This window comes from Pseudonocardia parietis (assembly GCF_017876315.1).
Taxonomy (GTDB): Bacteria; Actinomycetota; Actinomycetes; order Mycobacteriales; family Pseudonocardiaceae; genus Pseudonocardia; species Pseudonocardia parietis.
In genome coordinates this window covers 7,000,992-7,019,763 of sequence record NZ_JAGINU010000001.1, presented here as the reverse complement: position 1 = coordinate 7,019,763, position 18,772 = coordinate 7,000,992, and the positions used below count along the sequence as shown (strand labels likewise).

20 protein-coding genes are annotated in these 18,772 nt (G+C 72.0%); 8 read left to right on the top strand and 12 right to left on the bottom strand.

Going from position 1 to position 18,772, the window contains the following annotated elements:
- Positions 1–112 precede the first annotated feature (112 nt).
- Genes JOF36_RS33150 through JOF36_RS33140 form a run of 3 tightly spaced genes read right to left on the bottom strand, consistent with a single transcriptional unit; the run spans position 113 to position 2,992 of the window.
- Positions 113–976: a Vgb family protein gene (locus JOF36_RS33150; RefSeq protein WP_210034621.1), complete on the bottom strand. Its 864-nt coding sequence runs from the start codon at positions 974–976 to the stop codon at positions 113–115.
- A gap of 58 nt (positions 977–1,034) precedes the next feature.
- On the bottom strand, positions 1,035–1,586 hold the full coding sequence (locus JOF36_RS33145; RefSeq protein ID WP_210034620.1) for a DinB family protein: 552 nt from the start codon (positions 1,584–1,586) through the stop codon (positions 1,035–1,037).
- A complete protein-coding gene (locus JOF36_RS33140) occupies positions 1,583–2,992 on the bottom strand; it encodes an amidase family protein (RefSeq protein ID WP_210034619.1) in 1,410 nt (469 codons plus the stop codon). The genes JOF36_RS33145 and JOF36_RS33140 overlap by 4 nt, the downstream gene beginning before the upstream one ends.
- A gap of 258 nt (positions 2,993–3,250) precedes the next feature.
- On the opposite strand from JOF36_RS33140, the gene JOF36_RS33135 reads away from it, so the two are divergent.
- Positions 3,251–3,862: a TetR family transcriptional regulator gene (locus JOF36_RS33135; RefSeq protein WP_210034618.1), complete on the top strand. Its 612-nt coding sequence runs from the start codon at positions 3,251–3,253 to the stop codon at positions 3,860–3,862.
- Between the two features lie 197 nt (positions 3,863–4,059).
- Here JOF36_RS33135 and JOF36_RS33130 read toward each other — a convergent pair whose 3' ends face one another.
- The gene (locus JOF36_RS33130; protein ID WP_210034617.1) at positions 4,060–4,347 is read right to left on the bottom strand and encodes a hypothetical protein; all 288 of its coding nucleotides are present in this window, start codon (positions 4,345–4,347) and stop codon (positions 4,060–4,062) included.
- A gap of 298 nt (positions 4,348–4,645) precedes the next feature.
- Between JOF36_RS33130 and istA the strand changes: the two genes are divergently transcribed.
- Positions 4,646–6,226, top strand: a complete 1,581-nt coding sequence (gene istA, locus JOF36_RS33125; protein WP_245350681.1) for an IS21 family transposase — start codon at positions 4,646–4,648, stop codon at positions 6,224–6,226.
- A complete protein-coding gene (gene istB / locus JOF36_RS33120) occupies positions 6,223–7,005 on the top strand; it encodes an IS21-like element helper ATPase IstB (RefSeq protein WP_210025094.1) in 783 nt (260 codons plus the stop codon). The genes istA and istB overlap by 4 nt, the downstream gene beginning before the upstream one ends.
- A 21-nt stretch (positions 7,006–7,026) precedes the next feature.
- Here the strand turns inward: istB and JOF36_RS33115 are convergent, their stop codons facing one another.
- Together JOF36_RS33115 and JOF36_RS33110 are read right to left on the bottom strand one after the other, a co-directional pair.
- Positions 7,027–7,428, bottom strand: coding sequence for a MerR family transcriptional regulator (locus JOF36_RS33115; RefSeq protein ID WP_210034616.1), 402 nt, complete (start codon positions 7,426–7,428; stop codon positions 7,027–7,029).
- Between the two features lie 35 nt (positions 7,429–7,463).
- Entirely contained in the window at positions 7,464–7,811 is a 348-nt protein-coding gene (locus JOF36_RS33110; protein WP_210034614.1) for a hypothetical protein, read from the bottom strand.
- A gap of 61 nt (positions 7,812–7,872) precedes the next feature.
- Between JOF36_RS33110 and JOF36_RS33105 the strand changes: the two genes are divergently transcribed.
- Both JOF36_RS33105 and JOF36_RS33100 read left to right on the top strand, forming a co-directional pair.
- A complete protein-coding gene (locus JOF36_RS33105) occupies positions 7,873–8,400 on the top strand; it encodes a DinB family protein (RefSeq protein WP_210034612.1) in 528 nt (175 codons plus the stop codon).
- A 142-nt stretch (positions 8,401–8,542) separates the two neighbouring features.
- Positions 8,543–9,142, top strand: coding sequence for a sigma-70 family RNA polymerase sigma factor (locus JOF36_RS33100; RefSeq protein ID WP_210034610.1), 600 nt, complete (start codon positions 8,543–8,545; stop codon positions 9,140–9,142).
- A gap of 57 nt (positions 9,143–9,199) precedes the next feature.
- Here the strand turns inward: JOF36_RS33100 and JOF36_RS33095 are convergent, their stop codons facing one another.
- The 6 genes from JOF36_RS33095 to glmU all read right to left on the bottom strand — a co-directional run bounded on the left by JOF36_RS33095 (position 9,200) and on the right by glmU (position 16,243).
- Positions 9,200–9,667 (bottom strand): ArsI/CadI family heavy metal resistance metalloenzyme, encoded by a 468-nt coding sequence (locus tag JOF36_RS33095; protein WP_210034609.1) that lies wholly within the window; start codon positions 9,665–9,667, stop codon positions 9,200–9,202.
- A 359-nt stretch (positions 9,668–10,026) separates the two neighbouring features.
- Positions 10,027–12,219, bottom strand: a complete 2,193-nt coding sequence (locus tag JOF36_RS33090; protein WP_210034608.1) for a heavy metal translocating P-type ATPase — start codon at positions 12,217–12,219, stop codon at positions 10,027–10,029.
- Positions 12,212–12,628, bottom strand: coding sequence for an ArsR/SmtB family transcription factor (locus tag JOF36_RS33085; protein WP_210034605.1), 417 nt, complete (start codon positions 12,626–12,628; stop codon positions 12,212–12,214). Before JOF36_RS33085 ends, JOF36_RS33090 begins: the two co-directional genes overlap by 8 nt.
- 223 nt (positions 12,629–12,851) lie before the next feature.
- Complete coding sequence (locus JOF36_RS33080) at positions 12,852–13,361, bottom strand: L,D-transpeptidase (protein WP_210036411.1); 510 nt, start codon at positions 13,359–13,361, stop codon at positions 12,852–12,854.
- A gap of 324 nt (positions 13,362–13,685) precedes the next feature.
- On the bottom strand, positions 13,686–14,666 hold the full coding sequence (locus tag JOF36_RS33075) for a ribose-phosphate diphosphokinase (protein WP_210034601.1): 981 nt from the start codon (positions 14,664–14,666) through the stop codon (positions 13,686–13,688).
- Positions 14,663–16,243: a bifunctional UDP-N-acetylglucosamine diphosphorylase/glucosamine-1-phosphate N-acetyltransferase GlmU gene (gene glmU / locus JOF36_RS33070; protein WP_210034600.1), complete on the bottom strand. Its 1,581-nt coding sequence runs from the start codon at positions 16,241–16,243 to the stop codon at positions 14,663–14,665. The genes JOF36_RS33075 and glmU overlap by 4 nt, the downstream gene beginning before the upstream one ends.
- 256 nt (positions 16,244–16,499) lie before the next feature.
- On the opposite strand from glmU, the gene JOF36_RS33065 reads away from it, so the two are divergent.
- The 3 genes from JOF36_RS33065 (at position 16,500) to JOF36_RS33055 (ending at position 18,765) form a co-directional block, all read left to right on the top strand.
- On the top strand, positions 16,500–17,054 hold the full coding sequence (locus JOF36_RS33065) for a L,D-transpeptidase (protein WP_210034599.1): 555 nt from the start codon (positions 16,500–16,502) through the stop codon (positions 17,052–17,054).
- A 108-nt stretch (positions 17,055–17,162) separates the two neighbouring features.
- Positions 17,163–17,606: an OsmC family protein gene (locus JOF36_RS33060; RefSeq protein WP_210034598.1), complete on the top strand. Its 444-nt coding sequence runs from the start codon at positions 17,163–17,165 to the stop codon at positions 17,604–17,606.
- Between the two features lie 94 nt (positions 17,607–17,700).
- A complete protein-coding gene (locus tag JOF36_RS33055; protein WP_210034597.1) occupies positions 17,701–18,765 on the top strand; it encodes a substrate-binding domain-containing protein in 1,065 nt (354 codons plus the stop codon).
- Positions 18,766–18,772 lie beyond the last annotated feature (7 nt).

Genomic DNA, 18,772 nt, shown 5'->3' with positions numbered 1-18,772 from the left:
GGGCTGATGTTCGCCGCCGGCGGACGGGCGGATCGTGTTCTGGAACGAGCCGGCCGCCGACGTAGTTGCTGTCGGGCGACGCGACCGGATGCCGGCCGCGCCCTCGACCGGATCAGTCGGCGACGACGTGCGCCACCTGACCGGACTGCAGGGCCACCCGCACCGAGCCGTCGGCCGCCACCGCCAGGCCGTGCGGTTCGGCTCCGTGCGCGAAGGTCTCTTGGGCCGTGATCCGGCCGTCGCGGTCGAGCCGGACGACCGAGCCGGTGGCCCACAACGTCGCCCAGCACCCGCCGTCGACCGTGGCCGCGACGGCGTGCGGACGGCAGGCCGGGTCGGGCAACGGGAACTCCTCGATCCGACCGTCCGGTTCGATGCGTCCGAGCCAGCCGGCACCGATCTCGGCGAACCAGACCGCGTCCGGGCCGCCGTGGATCCCGACGGGCGCCGCACCGGTGGTGGGCAGCGGGCAGGTCGTGATCTGTCCGGCGGTGTCGATCCGGCCGAGGGCGTCGGCCTGGTTGAGGGTGAACCAGACCGCGCCGTCGGGACCGGTGGTGATCAGGGAGGGCATCACGCCCTTCGCCAGCGGGAACTCCTCCACCGTGCCGTCGGGCGCCAGGCGCCCGACGCGATCGGCGGACAGCAGGGTGAACCACAACGCGTCGTCGGGGCCGGTGCACAGGCCGTACGGCCCGCCCTGCGGGGTGGCCACCGACCGCATTGAGATCGTGTCGGTGGCGTCCACCCGGCCCAGAGTCCCGTCGCCACAGCTGAACCAGACCGCGTCGTCGGGGCCGGTCGCCAGCACCATCGGCCGGGCGTTCCGGTCCTCGAGCGGGAATCGGTCGACATTTCCATCGGCGTCGACACGGGCCAGCTCACCGCGTTCGACGAGCGTGGTCCACGCCCGCCCTGCCGGATCGATCGCCATGCCGTAGGCGCCCGGCCCGACCTCGTACGTGATGGTTGCCATGCCGTCGTCCTTCCACAGGCGCGAGCGGCTCGCAACACGGTTTCGCGGGTCGAGCGGTTCATCGGATCTCGGTCCTGTCCGCTGTGTGGAGCATCCGTAGTTGGCCGAGCTCGGCGATGTTCTTCATGAGTTCGGCGTTGGCCCAGGCGAGGGTGTCCCCGACCGAGTGGCCCGAGTCGGGTGGCCACGGGAACGGGGCGGGGACGTCGAGCGCGTTCGTGTCGTTGCCGAGGTCGACGAGCAGGGCGCGCCAGTCGTCGGCGAGTCCGCGCAGCCACTCGATCGTCCCGGTGGCGGACCCGGGCCAGTGCACGTCCTCGCGCCGCGGCGGGTCGAGACCGCGTAGGTGATCATGTGCGGTCGTCCACCACCACCCGAGGTGCCAGCTCACCCACGCGCCGGTCAGTGCCGGCACCGGGTCGGGCTCGCGGCCCGCCTCGTCGAGGTCCCAGTCCGGAAGCCAGCTGCCGTCATCGCCGCGCCGGACGGTCCAGTGGTTGGTGGCCGGCACCCACAGCAGGTCGTCGTCGGTGAGCGTGGCGAGGTGCACCTCGGCCAGGGCCCACACGAGTTCGAACTGGTTCCGCAGGACGGTGAGGGTGTCGGTCATCGGGGCTCCATCGGGGTCAGCACTCCGCGGACGTCCTCGATCGCCTGCGCGGCATCGAGCACGACGTCTTCCCGCCATGCCGGGCCGATCAGCTGCACACCGACCGGCCGGCCGTCGGAGAGGCCGGTCGGCACGGCGACCGCGGGCGCTCCGACTGCGGTGGACCACACCGTGAGCGTCATCGAGCGCCCGAAGCGGCGCTTCTCCTCGACGGAGCTGGACTCCTGCCCGGGGGCGAAGGACGCTCGGGTGCTGACCGGGCCGAGCAGGAGCGGTTGGTCCACCGCCTGCTGGGACCAGGCACGCCGGACGGTCAGATGCCGGGCAGCGCGGTCGAGATAGCCCGCGAGGTCCAGCGGTGGGTGTTCGTCGAGGTCGAAGTCGATGTAGCGCGAGGCCTCCGGGCCGAGGAGTGCGCTGATCGCGGGCCAGTTCCCGGCGAACTCGGTCAGAACCATGCCCGTGTACACCTCCAGGGCGTCGTCGAGCATCGGCACCTCGGCCTCGTCGACCTGGTATCCGCGCTCGACGAGCGCTTGAGCCGCCTCGTCCAGCGCGGTGGCCACGGCGCTGTCCACACCATGGCCACCCGGGTCGCGGACGACGCCGACCGTGCGCGGAACTTCCGGCCCACGCCGCGGCACCGGGATGGCTCGCGGATCCCGTGGGTCGGCCACGGCGAGCACGTCGAACACGGCGCGCAAGTCGGCGACGGTCCGCGTGAGAGGGCCGTCGACGGGGAACAGTGCAACTGCCGGCGACGGGTCGGCCGAGCCGATCCGGTGATCGGCGGGGAACCGCCCGGGTGTCGGCTTCAATCCGGCGATGCCACAGAACTGCGCGGGAAGCCGCGTCGAGCCCCCGGAGTCGTTCCCGAGCCCACAAGCGGCCAGGCCGGCGGCCACTGCCACGGCATCGCCGCCGCTGCTTCCGCCGGGGGTCACCTGCGTGTCCCACGGGTTGACGGTGTCGCCGAACAGCTCACTGCGCGGGTGCATGCCGCTCAGCGTCAGGGTCGGCATGTTCGTGTGACCGATCACGATCGCGCCGGCGCGGCGCAGACGGTCGACCGGCGGGGCGTCGACCCCGGCCACGCGATCGCCGAAGGTCCGCAGGCCGTGTGTCGTCGCAAGACCGGCAACGTCGGTCGTCTCCTTGACCGTGATCGGCACTCCGGCCAGGGGGCCGACGGTGTCGCCACGCGCGACCGCGTCGTCGATGGCCGCAGCGTCACGCCGCGCCTCCTCGTCGCGCCGGGAGGTCACGGCCCCGAGTCGCGGGTTGAGGCGATCGAGGCGGGCCAGGTGGGCTTCCACGACCTCGGCCGCGCTGGTTCGGCCAGAGGCGACCGAGCTCTGGATGTATGTCGCCGTCCACGTGGTGGGGTCGTGCAGGGTGGCGGTCATATCGCTTAAGATACATAAGTGTTTCTGGATTCATCAGTGTTTTTGAGGGCGTCGTGCGCACCTACCGAGTGACGGTCAGGGGCTGCTTCGTCGAGCTGCCCGAACCGGCTGGTGGTCGCCTACGGGCCGAGACCGAGGGCAGGCACGCATTGAGGGCCTGGGCCGATCGCCACGGCGTCGATGTGATCGCCGATCGCGTCGACGTGACCTGTCTGGACGACATCAAGGTCCGGCGTCCGACCACTCGCGGGAGCGGTCGTGGCTAGGCGCCTGTCCCGTCAGGAATCGCAGGAACGAACTCGGTCCCGGCTGCTCGACGCCGCCGCCGAGGTGTTCGCGGAGACCGGAGTGGCAGGGGCCTCGGTGGAACGGATCGCCGATCGAGCCGGCTACACGCGCGGAGCGTTCTACGGCCACTTCGCCGACAAGGACGCCCTTGTCGCGGCGCTGCTGGAGGAGCGCACCCGCCGCGAGCGCGACGAGGTGGCCGGACTCGCCGCGGCCGAAGGCGACACATGGGAAGGGCTGCGCGCCTGGCATCGCACCCGATCTGCCCACGTCGAGGAGTGGCTGGCATTGCGGTTGGAGCTGGTTCGCCACGCGCTTCAGCGCACACCCGGCCGGCGATCTGTCCTCGCCGATCGGGAAGAGATCGCTCGTGAAGCACTGACCGGTGCCGTGGCCCGCGAGTTGGGGATCGATGCCACCGAGGCGTCCTTCGCCGCTCTCGTGGTGCACGCACTGGAGGACGGTCTGGCTATTCAACGTGCCCTCGACCCGGACGGGGTCCCGGCAGATGCCGTGGTGACCGCTACCGAACTGGTCCTGCGCGGCGCTCGTCGCTCGAGTGACGAACAGTCAGAACGCTGACCGTCGGCCGATATGGGGTCGTTCTTCCGATCCCGGTGCGCCCCCCGGGCGGCGGCTGCGCATCGGCTCTCGCCCTTGCCCCAGCCTCCGCTCGGTCCGGAGCCACCGTCGGAGACCTGCCAGATCGTGTTGTTGTGGACCTGGTCCTCGACCTCGAACAGTGCGGCGAGGGGTGGACAGCGCGATGGACTTGATGATCAGCAAGGGCGGCGTCCGGTCGTGTCGGCGGTGAACAGGTCGTCGAGCAGCGGCCGGGCATCGGCCGGAGCGGTGGCGTCGAGGTGCAACCCGTTGTGGGTGACGGTGAGGGTGAAGGTGAAGAACGGGCAACACGCCACCTCGTCGGCGACGAGGGCGGCGATCTCCGCGGTCCGCTCGGTCGGTAGCTCGACCCGAACGGTGGTCTCGTCGACCGGCTGTGTGGTCGTTCCCGCCAGGACCGTCCGCCAGCGCGCGAGACGGTCGGCATGGTCGTCCGGTCCCAACGAACACGCGATCGGCACCGAATCCGTCTCCCCGGTCGTGTCGGCGATGTCGGCCTGGTCGCCGGTCAGGGACGTACAGTCCGGATCACAGGGCGCGTCACGCGCGGGCTGTCCGTGGCCATGAAAAAGTCCCCGCTGGTGGCCAGGTTCAGGTCCCCGCGGGTGGCCTTGTGAGGTCCCCGCTGGTGGCCAGATAGAAGTCCCCGGTCCCTCGTCGTGTCGTACGCCGGGTTGAGGCCCTGGGCGGTGACGGTGGTGGTTGTCGAAGCCAGCCGCCGCACCACCCAGGGGTCTCCCATTGAAGTCTGCGAGGGAACGGATGGACATCATTTCGGCCTATCGGGATGTCGGCAGTTATCGCGGCGCGGCCGCGATCTGCGCCACGACACCGAAGACCGTGCGTCGGGTCATCGAGCGTCATGACGCGGGGGGTGTTGTCCCGCAACGCAAACCACGCTCCCGGAACTATGAGTCGGTCGCCGAGCTGGTCGCCGGGCGAGTGGAGAAGACCAAGGGCAGGATCTCGGCGAAGCGGCTGCTGCCCGATGCTCGCGCCGCGGGCTACGAGGGCTCGGCGCGCAACTTCCGCCGCCTCGTCGCGCAAGCGAAGGCCGACTGGCGCCGCGATCATCACCGCGGGCGGCGTCCGGCGGTGTGGTCCCCGGGCGAGCACCTGGTCATCGACTGGGGCGTGATCGCCGGGCTGCACGTGTTCTGCGCCGTGCTGGCCTGGTCGAGGGTGCGGTTCGTCCGCTTCGCCGTCGACGAACGCGCCGAGACCACCCTGAACATGCTGGCCGAGTGCTTCGAGACCATCGGCGGGGTCCCGAAGGTCGTGCTCGCCGACCGGATGGGGTGTCTGAAGGCCGCCGTGGTCGCCGACCTCGTGGTCCCGACACCGGACTACGTGCGCTTCGCCAGCCACTACCGGTTCCGCCCGGACTTCTGCCACGGCAACGATCCGGAGTCCAAGGGCATCGTGGAGAACCTCGTCGGCTACGCCAAAGCCGACCTGATCATCGGCTGCGACCTGGTCGACCTCGACACCGGGGACACCGGGGGGCCGGGACGCCCCGACCTGGCCGCGGCCAACGCCGCAGCGCAGCAGTGGTGCGCGGAGGTCAACGCGGTGACGCACTCGGAGATCGCGGCGATCCCCGCTGAGCGGCTGGCCGAACACGAGCTCGACGTCTTGGGCGGGCTCCCGTCGCTGCGCCCTCGGATCACCGGCCCGGCGGTGATCCGCAAAGTCGACCGGTTGTCCTGCGTGAGGTTCGGGTCGGCCCGCTACTCGGTCCCCACCACCGCGATCGGCACCCGGGTCGAGGTCCGCACCCACGCCGACCGCCTCACCATCCTGTCCACCGCCACACCCGGCGGCAGGGTCGGCGCAGTTGCCGGGGCCGGGGTGGTGTTGGCCGAGCACCGCCTGGTCGGGCCGGGCGAGGCGTCGGTGATCGACGCCCACTACGGCGGGCCGCGCCCCACGACTCCGGTTCGGGCGGCCCGCCCGAAGACCGCTGACGAGAAGACGTTCTGCGCACTCGGGCCCGCCGCGCAGGCGTTCCTGACCGGTGCTGTCGCAGCCGGATCGGCCCGCCTGGGCACCGAGCTCGGCGAGCTCCTCGCACTCGGCCAGGCTCACGGCGAACAGGCTCTGCTCGACGCGCTGGCCCGAGCGACGGCGTTCCGTCGTTGGCGGGCCGAGGACGTCCGGTCCATCCTCGCCGCCGGCGCTGCCGCACCGAGACCCCAACCGGCCGGGCAGGCGTTGGTGGTCGAGCTGCCCGCGGTCCCGACCCGCTCGCTGACCGACTACGCCGTCTTCACCGACACCGCCACACCCGCCGGCGGTGTCGTCGAGGGTGATGCGTCATGACTGCGAGCAAGCCCCCGGCGCTCGACGCGGACCTCGAGGCCGGGCTCAAACGACTCAAGCTCGCCGCGATGCGCCGCCTCGCGCCGGAGCTGCTGCTCACCGCCCGCACCCAGCGCTGGCGTCCTGAGGAGCTGCTGCGGGTCCTGGTCGAGGCCGAGGTCGCCGCCCGGGACGCCTCCAACATCGCCAACCGGCGCAAGGCGGCCGGGTTCCCGGTCGCCAAGACCCTCGACGAGTTCGACCTGTCCGCCTCCTCGATCCCCCAGGCCACGTTCGACTACCTCGCCTCGCTGGAATGGATCCGCGCCCCGGAGAACCTCGCCCTGGTCGGCCCGGCCGGCACCGGGAAGTCGCATCTGCTCGTCGCGCTTGGCACGGCGGCGGTCGAGGCCGGGCACCGGGTCCGCTACTTCACCGCCGCCGACCTGGTCGAAGCGCTCTACCGCGGCCTGGCCGACAACTCCGTCGGCCGACTCATCGACCACACACTGCGCCATGACCTGATCATCATCGACGAGATCGGGTTCGCCCCACTCGACGACACCGCCGCCCAACTGCTGTTCCGGCTCGTCGCCGCCGCCTACGAACGCCGCAGCCTCGCCATCAGCTCCCACTGGCCCTTCGACCGATGGGGGCGGTTCATGCCCGAACACACCACCGCGGTCAGCCTGCTCGACCGGCTCCTGCACCACGCCCAGGTCGTCGTCACCAGCGGCGACTCCTACCGCATGCGCGAAGCCCGAAACGCGAAGAAGGGAGCCGCCATCAACACCAGCTGAACAACCCCGGACCGGGGACTTTCACCCGGCCACCAGCGGGGACCACAAACTGGCCATTGACACGGGCAGCGCCCGGAGTCGGTCCTGGGCGCCACGCAGATCGCGGCGCACGTCCTGGAGGTCTCGCATCCTGGAGTCGAGGTCGGCGAGCTGCTCGGCCACCAGCGGCAGCAGTCGCCCGCGGACATCACGGCACATGCCGTCCTGCCACACCCCGAGCAGGTCCCGGATCCGGATGAGCGGGATCCCGAGGTCCTTGGCTGTGGCGATGAACCGGATTCGTTCGGCGTCCTGGTCGTCATAGGTGCGGTAGCCGTTGGGGGTGCGCCGGGTGGGCAGCAGGCCCTCGGATTCGTAGTAGCGCAGCGTCGTCGCCGGAACGCCGACGCGCTCGGCGAGCTGGGAGATGCGGTATCGGCCCACGCGGCAGACGGTAAACCTTCAAGCCGGGTCGAAGGTCAAGCGCGAACGCACCGGCCCTGCTCGGCCTCACCGCACGTCAGCGGCGCAAACACGTGCCGCAGCTGCTCCACCGACGGGGCGCCCGACAGGCCGGTCTCGCCGCGGTAGATGCGACACGAGAACGCGCCCGAACCGCTGGCCTGCTCCGCGAACGGGTCCGCTCCGTCGATCAGGATCGTGGGTGAACCCGCGAACTCAGGAGCCCCGGCGACCGCCTCCGCGGTCATGCTCCGGACCTCGACCGGAGTCGTGGCATGTCCGGTGTCGTCGAGCGCCCGGCGCAGACGCTCCGAGGCGACGTTCTCGTGGGGGCAGTTCGGCACCACCAGCAGCTCCACCCGCATCCCACCAGTGTGCTCCCCGCCCGCCGCGACGGCCGTAGCATCGCTTGGCGGAGGCGGTCGCATGGACCCGTACGACATCGGCGAGGAGATGCGGCGAGCCCGGGCCGAGTTCCACCAGCTCATCGCCACGGCCTCGCGAGAGGACCTGCACCGCCCGACCAACGGCACGCGGTGGACGAACCGGCAGCTGTTGTTCCACATGGTCCTCGGCTACGGAGTCGTCCGGATGCTGCTGCCCCTGGTGCGAACGCTCGGGCGCCTCGGCTACAGCCGAGGCTTCGCCGCCACCGTGAACGCCGGGCGCCGGCCCTTCCACGCGATCAACTACCTCGGTCCCCGCCTCGCCGCTCGGCTGTTGCCGTCGCGTGCCATCGCGGTGCTGCTGGACGCCGTGATCGGCTCGCTACGACGTCGCCTGGCCACCGAGACCGAGCGGAGCCTGGCCCTGTGCATGTCCATGCCGACGGACTGGGATCCCTACTTCACGCCGACGATGAGCGTGCTCGACGTCTACCACTTCGGGACCCAGCACTTCGACCACCATCGACGCCAGCTGACCCTCACGACACCGTCCGCCGAGAAGCCGTAGAGACCCGCTCCTGTACGCCGAGCGCGGGTGGTCGGGCACCACCGGGCCGTGGCGGCTCGGCGCTGCGTCCCCGCGGCGGTACCGTCGTCAGCCGAGGGTGTGGCGTCCGCCTCAGGGCGCCCTTCTCGAAACGGGACCGGACATGACAGAGACACCGATCGCCACTTCCGGCGCGGCTGCGCCGACCACCGAGCGGATCTGGCGCGAGTTCGGGACGCAGCTGCGCGGTTTCGTGCACCGGCGGATCCTCGACCCGGACCGGGCTGACGACGCCGAGATCATGCTGCGCATCCACCGCAACGTGCACCGGGTCACGGACCACGAGCACCTGGTGCGGTGGGTGTACCGGATCACCCGCAACGCGATCATCGACGAGTACCGGCGCGCGGAGCGCGAGCGGGCCCGGCTTGCCCCGCTGCCCGCCCTCGCGCCCGAGCCAGCGGCCCCGGCGGTCGACGACGAGCAGGCGGGCGTGCTCACCGAGCTCGCGAACTGCGTGCGCCCACTGCTCAGCGGCCTGTCCCCCGAACAGCGCCGCGCCGTGGAACTCACCGAGCTCGACGGCCTGAGCCAGGCGGGCGCCGCCGAGCGCGAGGGGCTGACGGTGTCGGGGATGAAGTCCCGGGTGCAGCGCGGGCGCCACCGGCTCGGCGAACTGCTCGGGCAGTGTTGTGAGCTCGTCCTGGACGCGCGCGGCGTTCCGATGGACTACACCCCGCGCCGCGACTGCCGCTGCGGCTGAGCCCGACCGCACGCACGAGGCCCCGCCGGATCGGCGGGGCCCTTTGCGCGGGACCGGTCAGTGGCAGCAGGGCCCGCCTTCCCCACAGGCCGCCGCACACGCGGAGGTCGACTCACCCTCAGGGTTGGCCGGGTCGTCGTCGGTGACGGCGTAGAACTCCCACCATCCGTGGGGCACGTCGGGGGCGGTGACGAACACCTTGTCCTGCACGGCGTGGCAGCACACGTCCTGCTCGGCCACGGTCGTCTGCAGCCCGGCCGCCCGGAACCGGGTCAGCGCCGCGGTCACGGTCGCGGGAGCCGTCGCCTCGACACCGATGTGGTTGAGCGACTCGGTCGCGGCGGAGTTCTCGATCAGCACCAGCTTCAGTGGCGGGTCCGCCACCTCGAAGTTGGCGTAGCCCGCGTGCTCCTTGTGCGGCGGCACCCCGAACAGCGCGGAGTAGAAGTCGGTCGCGGCCGCGATGTCGGTGACGTTGAGCGCGAGCTGGACCCGCGTGGTGGATGCGGTCGTGGTGGTCGGCATCGGTCCTACCTCCTGGTTCCCGACACCGGCGCGGCGGGCCCTTGTGGACCGTCGTCACCGGCTGGCCCTCCTGCTGACGCCCCGGTGACGACACGGACGCGCGGGCTCCGATGCGCGCGTCCGTGGGCAGAGCCCGTCGTCAGCACCGGACACACACCCGCATCGAGGAAGCTCCTCCGATGAGTCGTGATCTCGACACCGTTGGGAAGGAGTCCGAAGGTCGCGTAGGCCGTCCACATCGTCCGCTGGGTTCCCCGTCGTAGGGTTCCGTCCCGGTCCAGCTCGTTGCGCCTCCGGTGAAGAAGTCACGGCGGCGGCGAGGACGGTGCCGGCCGGCCGTGCCGCCCGATCGGCCGTGGTCATCGGTGAGAGCCCTCGTGATTCTGTGCCTCCCGGTCGGCAGCCGACGGTTCGGCGCTGCAGCATGCGCATCCGTCCTCACAACCGCCCTGGTGCGGCGACTGTGCCGGGGCGGGTCGCGAGTCGGCGAGGGCTGCCGGTCCGGTGGCCACGTCCTGGGGTGTGGAGCCCCGGGGTGCTGGTGCGCAGCAGGGGTCGTCCGGTTCGGGTGCGGGCTCGACGGTGATGTGGTGTCGGTCCGAGGTGGCCGGGGCGGCCGTGAGGCCGGGCAGGGTCCGTGCTCGCGCGGCGCGGACGGCGTTGAGGATGACCAGCACCTCGGCGGCCTCGTGGATCACGACGACGGTGGCCAGGCCCAGGACGCCCAATGCGGCGAGCGGGATCAGCGTGCCGATGATCAGCAGGGAGAAGCCGACGTTCTGCAGCATGATCGTGCGGGCGTGGCGGGCGTGGGCGAGGTTCTGCGGGAGGTGGCGCAGGTCCTCGCCCATCAGTGCGACGTCGGCGGTCTCGATGGCGACGTCGGTGCCCATCGCCCCCATGGCGATGCCGACATCGGCAGTGGCCAGGGCGGGGGCGTCGTTGACGCCGTCACCGACCATGGCGATCCGGCAGCCACCGGCGATCTCGGGCAGCAGGCGAGCCTTGTCCTCGGGGCGCAGTTCGGCGTGCACGACGTCGATCCCGGCCTGCTCACCGAGCGTCGCCGCGGTGCGGTGGTTGTCGCCGGTGAGCATCGCGACCTCGATCCCGAGCGCGCGCATGCGGCGAATGGCGTCGGCGGCTTCGGGGCGCAGCTCGTCGCGGACGGCGAGGGCGCCGAGCAGTGTGCCGGCGCGTTCGAGGAGGACGACGGTGGCGCCGTGGCCCTGTGACCGGGCGACATCGTCGGTCAGCGGGCCGGGGTCGATCCAGCCGGGCTTGCCCAGCCGCAGCTCGATTCCGTCACGGGTGCCGGTCAGGCCGTGCCCGGGCACGGCGGTGACGTCGTCGGCGGGCTGTACAGCGATCGACCATGGTGGCTCCTGGGCGGCGGTGAGGATCGCCCGGGCGAGTGGGTGTTCGCTGCGCGACTCCAGCGCGGCGGCGGTGGCCAGCACGTCGATGCGGTCCTGCCCGGGTGCGGTCAGGACCTCGATGACCTCGGGCCGGTTGCGGGTCAGGGTGCCGGTCTTGTCGAGGGCGACGGCGCGGATCCGGCCGAGTTCCTCCAGTGCCGCGCCGCCCTTGACCAGGGCACCGTGCCGGCTGGACGCGCCGATCGCGGCGACCACGGTCAGCGGTACCGAGATCGCCAGTGCGCACGGTGAGGCGGCGACGAGCACGACGAGGGCTCGTTCGAGCCAGAGCACCGGGTCGCCGAGGAGCGCGCCGATCCCGGCGATCAGAGCGGCGAGGATCATGATGGCGGGGACCAGTGGGCGTGCGATCCGGTCGGCGAGGCGTTGCCCGGAGCCCTTGCGTTCCTGGGCCTGCTCGACGATGTGCACGATGCGGGCGAGCGAGCTGTCGGAGGCGGGGGCGGTGACCTCGACCTCGATGGCGCCGCCGCCGTTGATCGTCCCGGCGTAGAGGTCGTCGCCCGGTCCTGCCTCGGCCGGGACCGACTCGCCGGTGATCGCGGAGGTGTCCAGGCTGGTTCGCCCGGACCGGATGGTGCCGTCGGTCGCGGCCCGCTCGCCGGGGCGCAGGATGAGGATGTCGCCGATGACGAGGTCGTCGGGGGAGATGGTGACCTCGTCGCCGTCGCGCAGCACCGAGGCCGATGGTGGGACCAGCCCGAGCAGGGCGCGCAGGCCGCGGCGGGTCCGGGTCACGGCATGGTGTTCGAGCCCTTCGGCGATGGAGAACAGGATCCCGAGCAGGGCGGCCTCGGCGATCTGTCCGAGTGCGACGGCGCCGATCGCGGCGATCGTCATCAGGGTGCCGACACCGATCCGGCCGTGGCGCAGGTTGCGCAGCGCGTCGGGCACGAACGTCGACGCCGCGACCACGGCCGCGACCAGCTCGATCCCGCCGATCAGTAATGTCGGACCACCGACGGCGAGGGCGATCACCCAGGCGACGGCGAGCAGCACCGTAGCGACCGCGGCGAGCTGCAGTTCCCGGACCTGCCAGATGCGGCCGGGTCCCTGGTCGCCTCCCGTAGCCGTGTCGTTGGGGGGTGCGGGTGCCGTGCCGGAGTCAGACACGATCGGCTCCTTCCGGCAGCGCGTCGCCGGCCCCGGCGGTGTCGACGGCGGTGTCGACGGCGATGTCGGTGTCGAGCAGCACCGACAGCACGGCGCGGCCCCGGTCGGAGAGCTGGTACATCACCATCCGGCCGTCCCGGCGTGAGGTCACGATCCCGGCCGTGCGCAGCTGGCGCAGGTGGTGTGACACCAGTGCCTGCGACGCACCGACGACCCAGGCGGTGTCGCACACGCACAGCTCGGCACCCTGGAGAAGGGCGGCCGCGATCCGCAGCCGGGTGGAATCCCCGAGTCCGCGGGCCATGTCGGCGGCCGGTTCGACACGAGTGGGGTCGGGCAGCGCGGCACGGATCCGTTCGGCGTGCGGAAGATCGAGACAGAGCAGGTCACACGCGTCATCCACGGCCATACAAACACTCTAACGATCGTCGATATGTTTGCCTATCTGTACTTCCGCAACGCCCGGGGATACACCTGGGTACGTGACGCGCGTGGACATCTGCGCGAGATCGATCGTGTGCAGGAGCGGGTCTCCGGACGCTTGTCGTGATCCCCTTCGTGCCGAAGCGGGCCTTCGGCGCTCCTCCGGGCCGCAGGCGCCGCCGGGGCCCTGTCACCGGGGTGGCCCTGGGTCAGCTCCCTGCCCGGGCCTTCTGTTCGACCGATGCGTCGACGACCTGGACCTTGTCACCCTCGACCAGGTCGTTGAAGAACGTCTGCGCCGGCCCGGGATCGAGCTTCACGCATCCGGCCGAGGCCCTGTCCCGGTCACCACCGTGGAAGGCCACACCGCCGTCGGCGAAGAACACCGACCACGGCATCGGTGCCGGCTGACCGTCCGGACCCGTGAACTCGCCACTCTTGTGGTCGGCGGACTTGCGGTAGACGCGGAACGAGTGGCCCGACGGGGTCTCCTGCCCGGCGCCGCCGGAGGCGATCGGAACGGGCCCGTACGAGACGGCGCCGTCGGTGATGAGCCACGCCCGCTGGGACTCCAGGTCGACACACGCCCGTGTGGACACCGTGCACGGGGTACCCGGCACCAGCGCCTCGGCGTGGGCCTCCTGCGCGACGGTGCTGCTCTCCGGGCCGGTGGCTGCGACCGCGGTACCGGCCAGCCCCACTCCGATCACCGCGACCATCCCCGCGACGAGTGCGCCGACCCGTCGCTGTCGGTAGCCCACCTGAGATACCTCCGTACATCGGTTGCGCCGAAGAGCCTGCCTACCGCTCGTCCGGCCCCTGTCTACGACGGGCTGACGCGATGCGGGGTTGCTCCATCAGGCGGCCGGTCGGTGACCGGATCGGCACGCAGGACGAGCGGTCGGATGCCGTGCCGGGCCCGTCTTCTTCCTGACGGCGGATGATCAACAGCAGCAGAGGTGGATCAGCCGGGATCGCGCGGGAGGTCAGAAGGGGTGGCGCGCGCGTCCCGGCTGGTGGGTGGTGCGGAGCGGAACCGCCGGTCAGGCGTTGCCGTCGAACAGGCTCGTCACCGAGCCGTCCTCGAAGACCTGGTGGATCGCCTCGGCCAGCAGCGGGGCGATCGGCAGCACGGTCATCTTCGGGAAGCGCTTCTCGTCCGGGATCGGCAGCGAGTCGGTGAAGATCACCTCGTCGGCGCCGCAGTTGGCCAGCCGCTCGGTCGCCGGGCCGGAGAGCACGCCGTGGGTCGCGGCGACGACGACCTTGGAGGCGCCCTGGGCGAGCAGCGCCTCGACCGCCTTCGCCACGGTGCCACCGGTGTCGATCATGTCGTCGATGACCACGCAGCAGCGGCCCTCGATGTCACCGACCACACGGTTCGCGACGGCCTCGTTCGGCTTCATCGGGTCACGGGTCTTGTGGATGAAGGCCAGCGGCGTGCCGCCCAGGGTCTCGGCCCAGCGCTCGGCGAGCCGCACGCGGCCGGAGTCGGGCGAGACGACCGCGATGGCCTCGTCCGGCCGGGTGTTCTTGATGTGCCGGGCCAGCACCGGAAGGGCGAACAGGTGGTCCACCGGGCCGTCGAAGAAGCCCTGGATCTGCGAGGTGTGCAGGTCCACGGTGAGGATCCGGTCGGCGCCCGCGGTCTTGAACATGTCGGCGACGAGCCGGGCCGAGATGGGCTCGCGCCCGCGGTGCTTCTTGTCCTGGCGGGCGTAGCCCCAGAACGGCATGACGGCGGTGATCCGCTTGGCCGAGCCGCGCTTCAGCGCGTCGACCATGATCAGCTGCTCCATGATCGCGTCGTTGATCGGCGCGGAATGCGCCTGGATCACGAACGCGTCGCTGCCGCGGACCGACTCCTCGAACCGGCAGAAGATCTCCCCGTTGGCGAAGGAGTACGCCGACTGCGGAGTGACCGTGACGTCGAGCTCCTTGGCCACGTGCTCGGCCAGCTCCGGGTGCGCCCTCCCCGAGAAGAGCATCATGTTCTTCTTCGGCGTGCCTGCGATCGCGCTCACCGTGCGGTGCCTCCTCGGCTGAGGTCTCTGTTGGTCCCGGCATCGTGCTCGGGGTCGTTCTGGCCGGCCACGCCGTTCCCGGAGGGGCCGGAGCCCGCCCGTTCGGCCGCCTCGGCGGCCGGGGTGCCCGGGCGCTTGCGGGTCACCCACCCCTCGATGGTGCGCTGTGTCCCACCCGACACCGCCAGCGCCCCCGGCGGGACGTCCTCGCGGAGCACCGTGCCGGCACCGGTGTAGGCGCCGTCCCCGACCGTGACCGGGGCGATGAACATGGTGTCGGATCCGGTCCGGACGTGCGAACCGATCGTCGTCCGCTGCTTGCGGACGCCGTCGTAGTTCACGAACACCGACGACGCACCGATGTTGCTCAGCTCGCCGATCGACGCGTCGCCGACGTAGGTCAGGTGCGGCACCTTGCTACCGGCACCGATGTCGGCGTTCTTCACCTCGACGAAGGTGCCGATCTTGCCGCCCGCGCCCAGGTGCGCGTTCGGGCGCAGGTAGGCGAACGGTCCGACTGACGCGTTCTCACCGATCTCGGAGTCCGAGCCGTGCGTGCGGACCACGGTCGCGCCCGCGCCGACGACGCAGGCGGCCAGCGTGGTGTCCGGCCCGATCTCGGCGCCGTCGCCGACCGTGCAGGCGCCGTGCAGCTGGGTGCCCGGGTGCAGCACGACGTCGGTCCCCAGTCGCACCTGGACGTCGACCCAGGTCGTGGCCGGGTCGACGACGGTGACGCCGTCGAGCATCCACCGCCGCAGCAGCCGCCGGTTCAGCTCGGCAGCGAGCTCCGCCAGCTGCACGCGGTCGTTGACCCCGCGCAGCAGCCACTCGTCGGTGCAGCGCAGCGCGTGCACCGGCCGGCCGTCCGCGACCGCGGTCTCGACCAGGTCGGTCAGGTACAGCTCCTGCTGCTCGTTGTGCGCGGCCAGCCCGCCGATGCCCTCGCGCAGGAACCGCGCGTCGAAGGCGTAGACACCCGAGTTGACCTCGGTGATGGCGCGCTGTGCCTCGGTGGCGTCGCCGTGCTCGACGATCGCGGTGACGGGATGGGCCGGGTCGTCGGTGTTGCGGACGATCCGGCCGTAGCCGGTGGGGTCGGCGGGCTCGCCGGTCAGCAGGGTCACCGCGGCCCCGGCCGCCTCGTGCTCCTCGACGAGCGCGGACAGCGTGCCGGTGTCGAGCAGCGGGACATCGCCGTAGGTGACGAGCACGGTGCCGGTGAGCTCCGGCGGCAGGGCCGACAGGCCGCAGCGCACGGCGTCGCCGGTACCCAGCCGCTGGTGCTGCAGCGCCGTCGTCATGTCGCGGCCCAGCTCGCCGGCGACGCCGGTGACGGCCTCGGTCACCCGCTCGTGCTGGTGCCCGACGACGACCACGAGGTGCTCCGGTGCCACGCCGGCGACCGCGTGCAGCGCGTGGCCGAGCATGGGACGGCCCCCGATGGGGTGCAGCACCTTGGGCGTCGCCGAGCGCATCCGGGTGCCGGCGCCGGCGGCGAGCACCACCCCCGCGGCGACCGCGGCGCGAGCGGGGACGGGATGGTCGTCGGTCGCGCCCTGGTGGGGCTCGGGCATGTTCGGTCCTCCTGCTGGGGGTTCACCGCCGCCCGGCGCGGGCGGCCCGTGCGCTCAGCTGCGCGGGACGGACCGGCGTGCGCCGGTCCGCCGCACCGGTACGGGATCGTACGGGCCCGGTCGTACGCGCCTCTCCCCGCCGCGGACGGGAATCCGACGAAGATCAAACTTTCGGGTGGTAACCCCGTCCGGCGCCCCTCGTTCAACCGGACGCGGCGGCCGAACCGGCCCCACGGGCGGCGACGGCGGGAGCGCGATGAAGCGCGAGTTCGGGAGACGCCGCAGGCGGTCCCGCGGGGCGACGGTCCTGGTCACGGTGCTCGGACTCGTGCTCGGTGCGCTGCTGGTCGGCACGGCCTCGGCGGCGCCGCCGGACGGGCCGGACGACCGCGATCACGCGCCATCGGCGGAGCACGACCCCGGTGCGGAGGACGGGGCGCCCGGCGGGCTCATCGAGGGCACCCCGTGCAGCACCGAGGCCCGCGCCTGCGTCGACCGGGCGGGCCGGCAGGCGTGGCTGATCGCGGACGGCCGGATCGAGGCCGGCCCGGTGCCCGCCGCTCCCGGCGGCCCGGGCCAGGAGACGCCGCTCGGCACGTTCGCGGTCGAGTGGAAGAACAAGGACCACCGCAGCGCGGAGTTCGACGACGCGCCGATGCCGTTCGCGGTGTTCTTCGCGCCGGGCGGGATCGCCTTCCACGAGGGCGACGTGAACTCGCCGTCGGCCGGGTGCGTGCGGCTGGACCGGGCGAACGCCGAGCGCTGGTACGCGACGCTGCAGGTCGGGGACCGGGTCGAGGTCCACGGGTAGCCCCCTGCGGGACCGTTTCGGTTCCACCGGCACCGGGAAGGTCCGGGGCGCAGGCACGGCCGGCGTGACCGGTAGTGCGCAATCGATACACCCGTACGGAGGTAGACGATGCCCACCCGCAGCGCCCGCACCGCCTGGAACGGCACCCTCGAGAAGGGGTCCGGGCAGGTCGAGCTCAGCAGCTCGAAGATCGGCACCTACGAGGTCAGCTTCCCGACGCGCTCCGCCGAGGACGCCGGCGGCCACACCTCGCCCGAGGAGCTGATCGCCGCCGCCCACTCGGCCTGCTTCGCGATGCAGCTCTCGGCGAACATCGGCGAGGCGGGCGGTGACCCGGAGTCGCTCGAGGTCTCCGCGGACGTCTCGCTCGGCCCGGACAAGGACGCGGGCGGCTTCAAGCTGACCGGCATCACGCTGAAGGTCCGCGGAGAGGTCTCGGGGCTGGACGAGGACGGCTTCCGCCAGGCCGCGCAGGCCGCCAAGGAGGGCTGCCCGGTCTCCAAGGCGCTGACCGGCGTCGAGATCACCCTGGACGCCGCGCTCGAGGGCTGAGTGTCCGCGGGCGCCGCGGGAATGCACCGGCCGGGTGCGGAGTTCCTGTGACCATGCACACGGCAGGGACGTGGCGGCGCCCGGGGGCGCGGCCGTGACGGCGGGTCCCCCCGCGGCGTTCCGGGTCGCCCTGGTCGTGCCGCTGCAGGGCACGGAGGCGCTGTACGGGCCGTCCTGCGTGCTGTGCTCCCGGCTCGCGGCGGAGGAGATCGACGACGAGGGCGGCGTGCTCGCCCGGCCGGTGACACTGCGGATCGTCGACGGCGGCGCGGCACCGGAGCAGGTGGCGTCCGAGGTCGACCGGCTGGTCACCACCGGGGAGGTCGACGCGGTGGTGGGCTGGCACCTCTCGGGGGTCCGGCAGCGGCTCGCCCGGCGGATCCGCGGGCGGGTGCCCTACATCTACACCGCGCTCTACGAGGGCGGCGAGGCGACGCCCGGGGTGTTCGCGATCGGCGAGACCCCGGAGAACCAGCTGTGCCCCGGTCTGACGTGGATGGCCGACGAGATCGGTGTGCGGCGCTGGTTCGTGATCGGCAACGACTACGTGTGGCCGCGGCGCTCCGCCGCGGTCGTCCGGCGGTTCCTGCGCGACCGGGACGACATCGACGTCGACGACGGGCAGTTCGTCCCGCTCGGGACGCCGGACTTCGGGGAGGTCCTGCGCCGGATCGAGCACAGCGGTTGCGACGGGGTCCTGATGTTCCTGGTCGGGCGGGACTCGGTGGAGTTCAACCGGCAGTTCGCCCGGTACGGCCTGGAGGAGCAGTGCGCCCGGTTCTCCACGCTCATGGACGAGAGCGCGCTGCGGGCGATGGGGGCCGCATCCGCCCGGGACGTGTTCGTCGCGTCCGGCTACTTCGAGTCGCTCCCCACCGTGGAGAGCCTGGCGTTCGGCGCCCGCTACGTCCGTCGGTTCGGCCCGGCGGCCCCGGTCCTCAACGCCCCCGGTGAGTCCTGCTACGAGGGGCTGCGGATGCTGGCGGGGCTGGTGAACCGGACCGGATCCGCCGACGTCCGGCAGCTGTCCGCGACCGCGGAGCACTACCGCCACCAGGGCCCGCGGGGTGCGGTCCTGGTCGGCCCGGCACGGACCGAGCAGAGCATGTACCTGGCGACCGCCGACGGCGGTGACTTCGACATCCTCGCCACGATCTGACCGGCGG

Coding starts and splice junctions, on each gene's coding strand:
- JOF36_RS33110 (WP_210034614.1), bottom strand. CDS start 7,811: ATGCGGGTGGAGCTGCTGGTGGTGCCGAACTGCCCCCACGAGAACGTC.
- JOF36_RS33150 (WP_210034621.1), bottom strand. CDS start 976: ATGGCAACCATCACGTACGAGGTCGGGCCGGGCGCCTACGGCATGGCG.
- istB (WP_210025094.1), top strand. CDS start 6,223: ATGACTGCGAGCAAGCCCCCGGCGCTCGACGCGGACCTCGAGGCCGGG.
- JOF36_RS33105 (WP_210034612.1), top strand. CDS start 7,873: ATGGACCCGTACGACATCGGCGAGGAGATGCGGCGAGCCCGGGCCGAG.
- JOF36_RS33100 (WP_210034610.1), top strand. CDS start 8,543: ATGACAGAGACACCGATCGCCACTTCCGGCGCGGCTGCGCCGACCACC.
- glmU (WP_210034600.1), bottom strand. CDS start 16,243: ATGCCCGAGCCCCACCAGGGCGCGACCGACGACCATCCCGTCCCCGCT.
- JOF36_RS33140 (WP_210034619.1), bottom strand. CDS start 2,992: ATGACCGCCACCCTGCACGACCCCACCACGTGGACGGCGACATACATC.
- JOF36_RS33085 (WP_210034605.1), bottom strand. CDS start 12,628: ATGGCCGTGGATGACGCGTGTGACCTGCTCTGTCTCGATCTTCCGCAC.
- JOF36_RS33145 (WP_210034620.1), bottom strand. CDS start 1,586: ATGACCGACACCCTCACCGTCCTGCGGAACCAGTTCGAACTCGTGTGG.
- JOF36_RS33060 (WP_210034598.1), top strand. CDS start 17,163: ATGCCCACCCGCAGCGCCCGCACCGCCTGGAACGGCACCCTCGAGAAG.
- JOF36_RS33065 (WP_210034599.1), top strand. CDS start 16,500: ATGAAGCGCGAGTTCGGGAGACGCCGCAGGCGGTCCCGCGGGGCGACG.
- JOF36_RS33095 (WP_210034609.1), bottom strand. CDS start 9,667: ATGCCGACCACCACGACCGCATCCACCACGCGGGTCCAGCTCGCGCTC.
- JOF36_RS33080 (WP_210036411.1), bottom strand. CDS start 13,361: ATGGTCGCGGTGATCGGAGTGGGGCTGGCCGGTACCGCGGTCGCAGCC.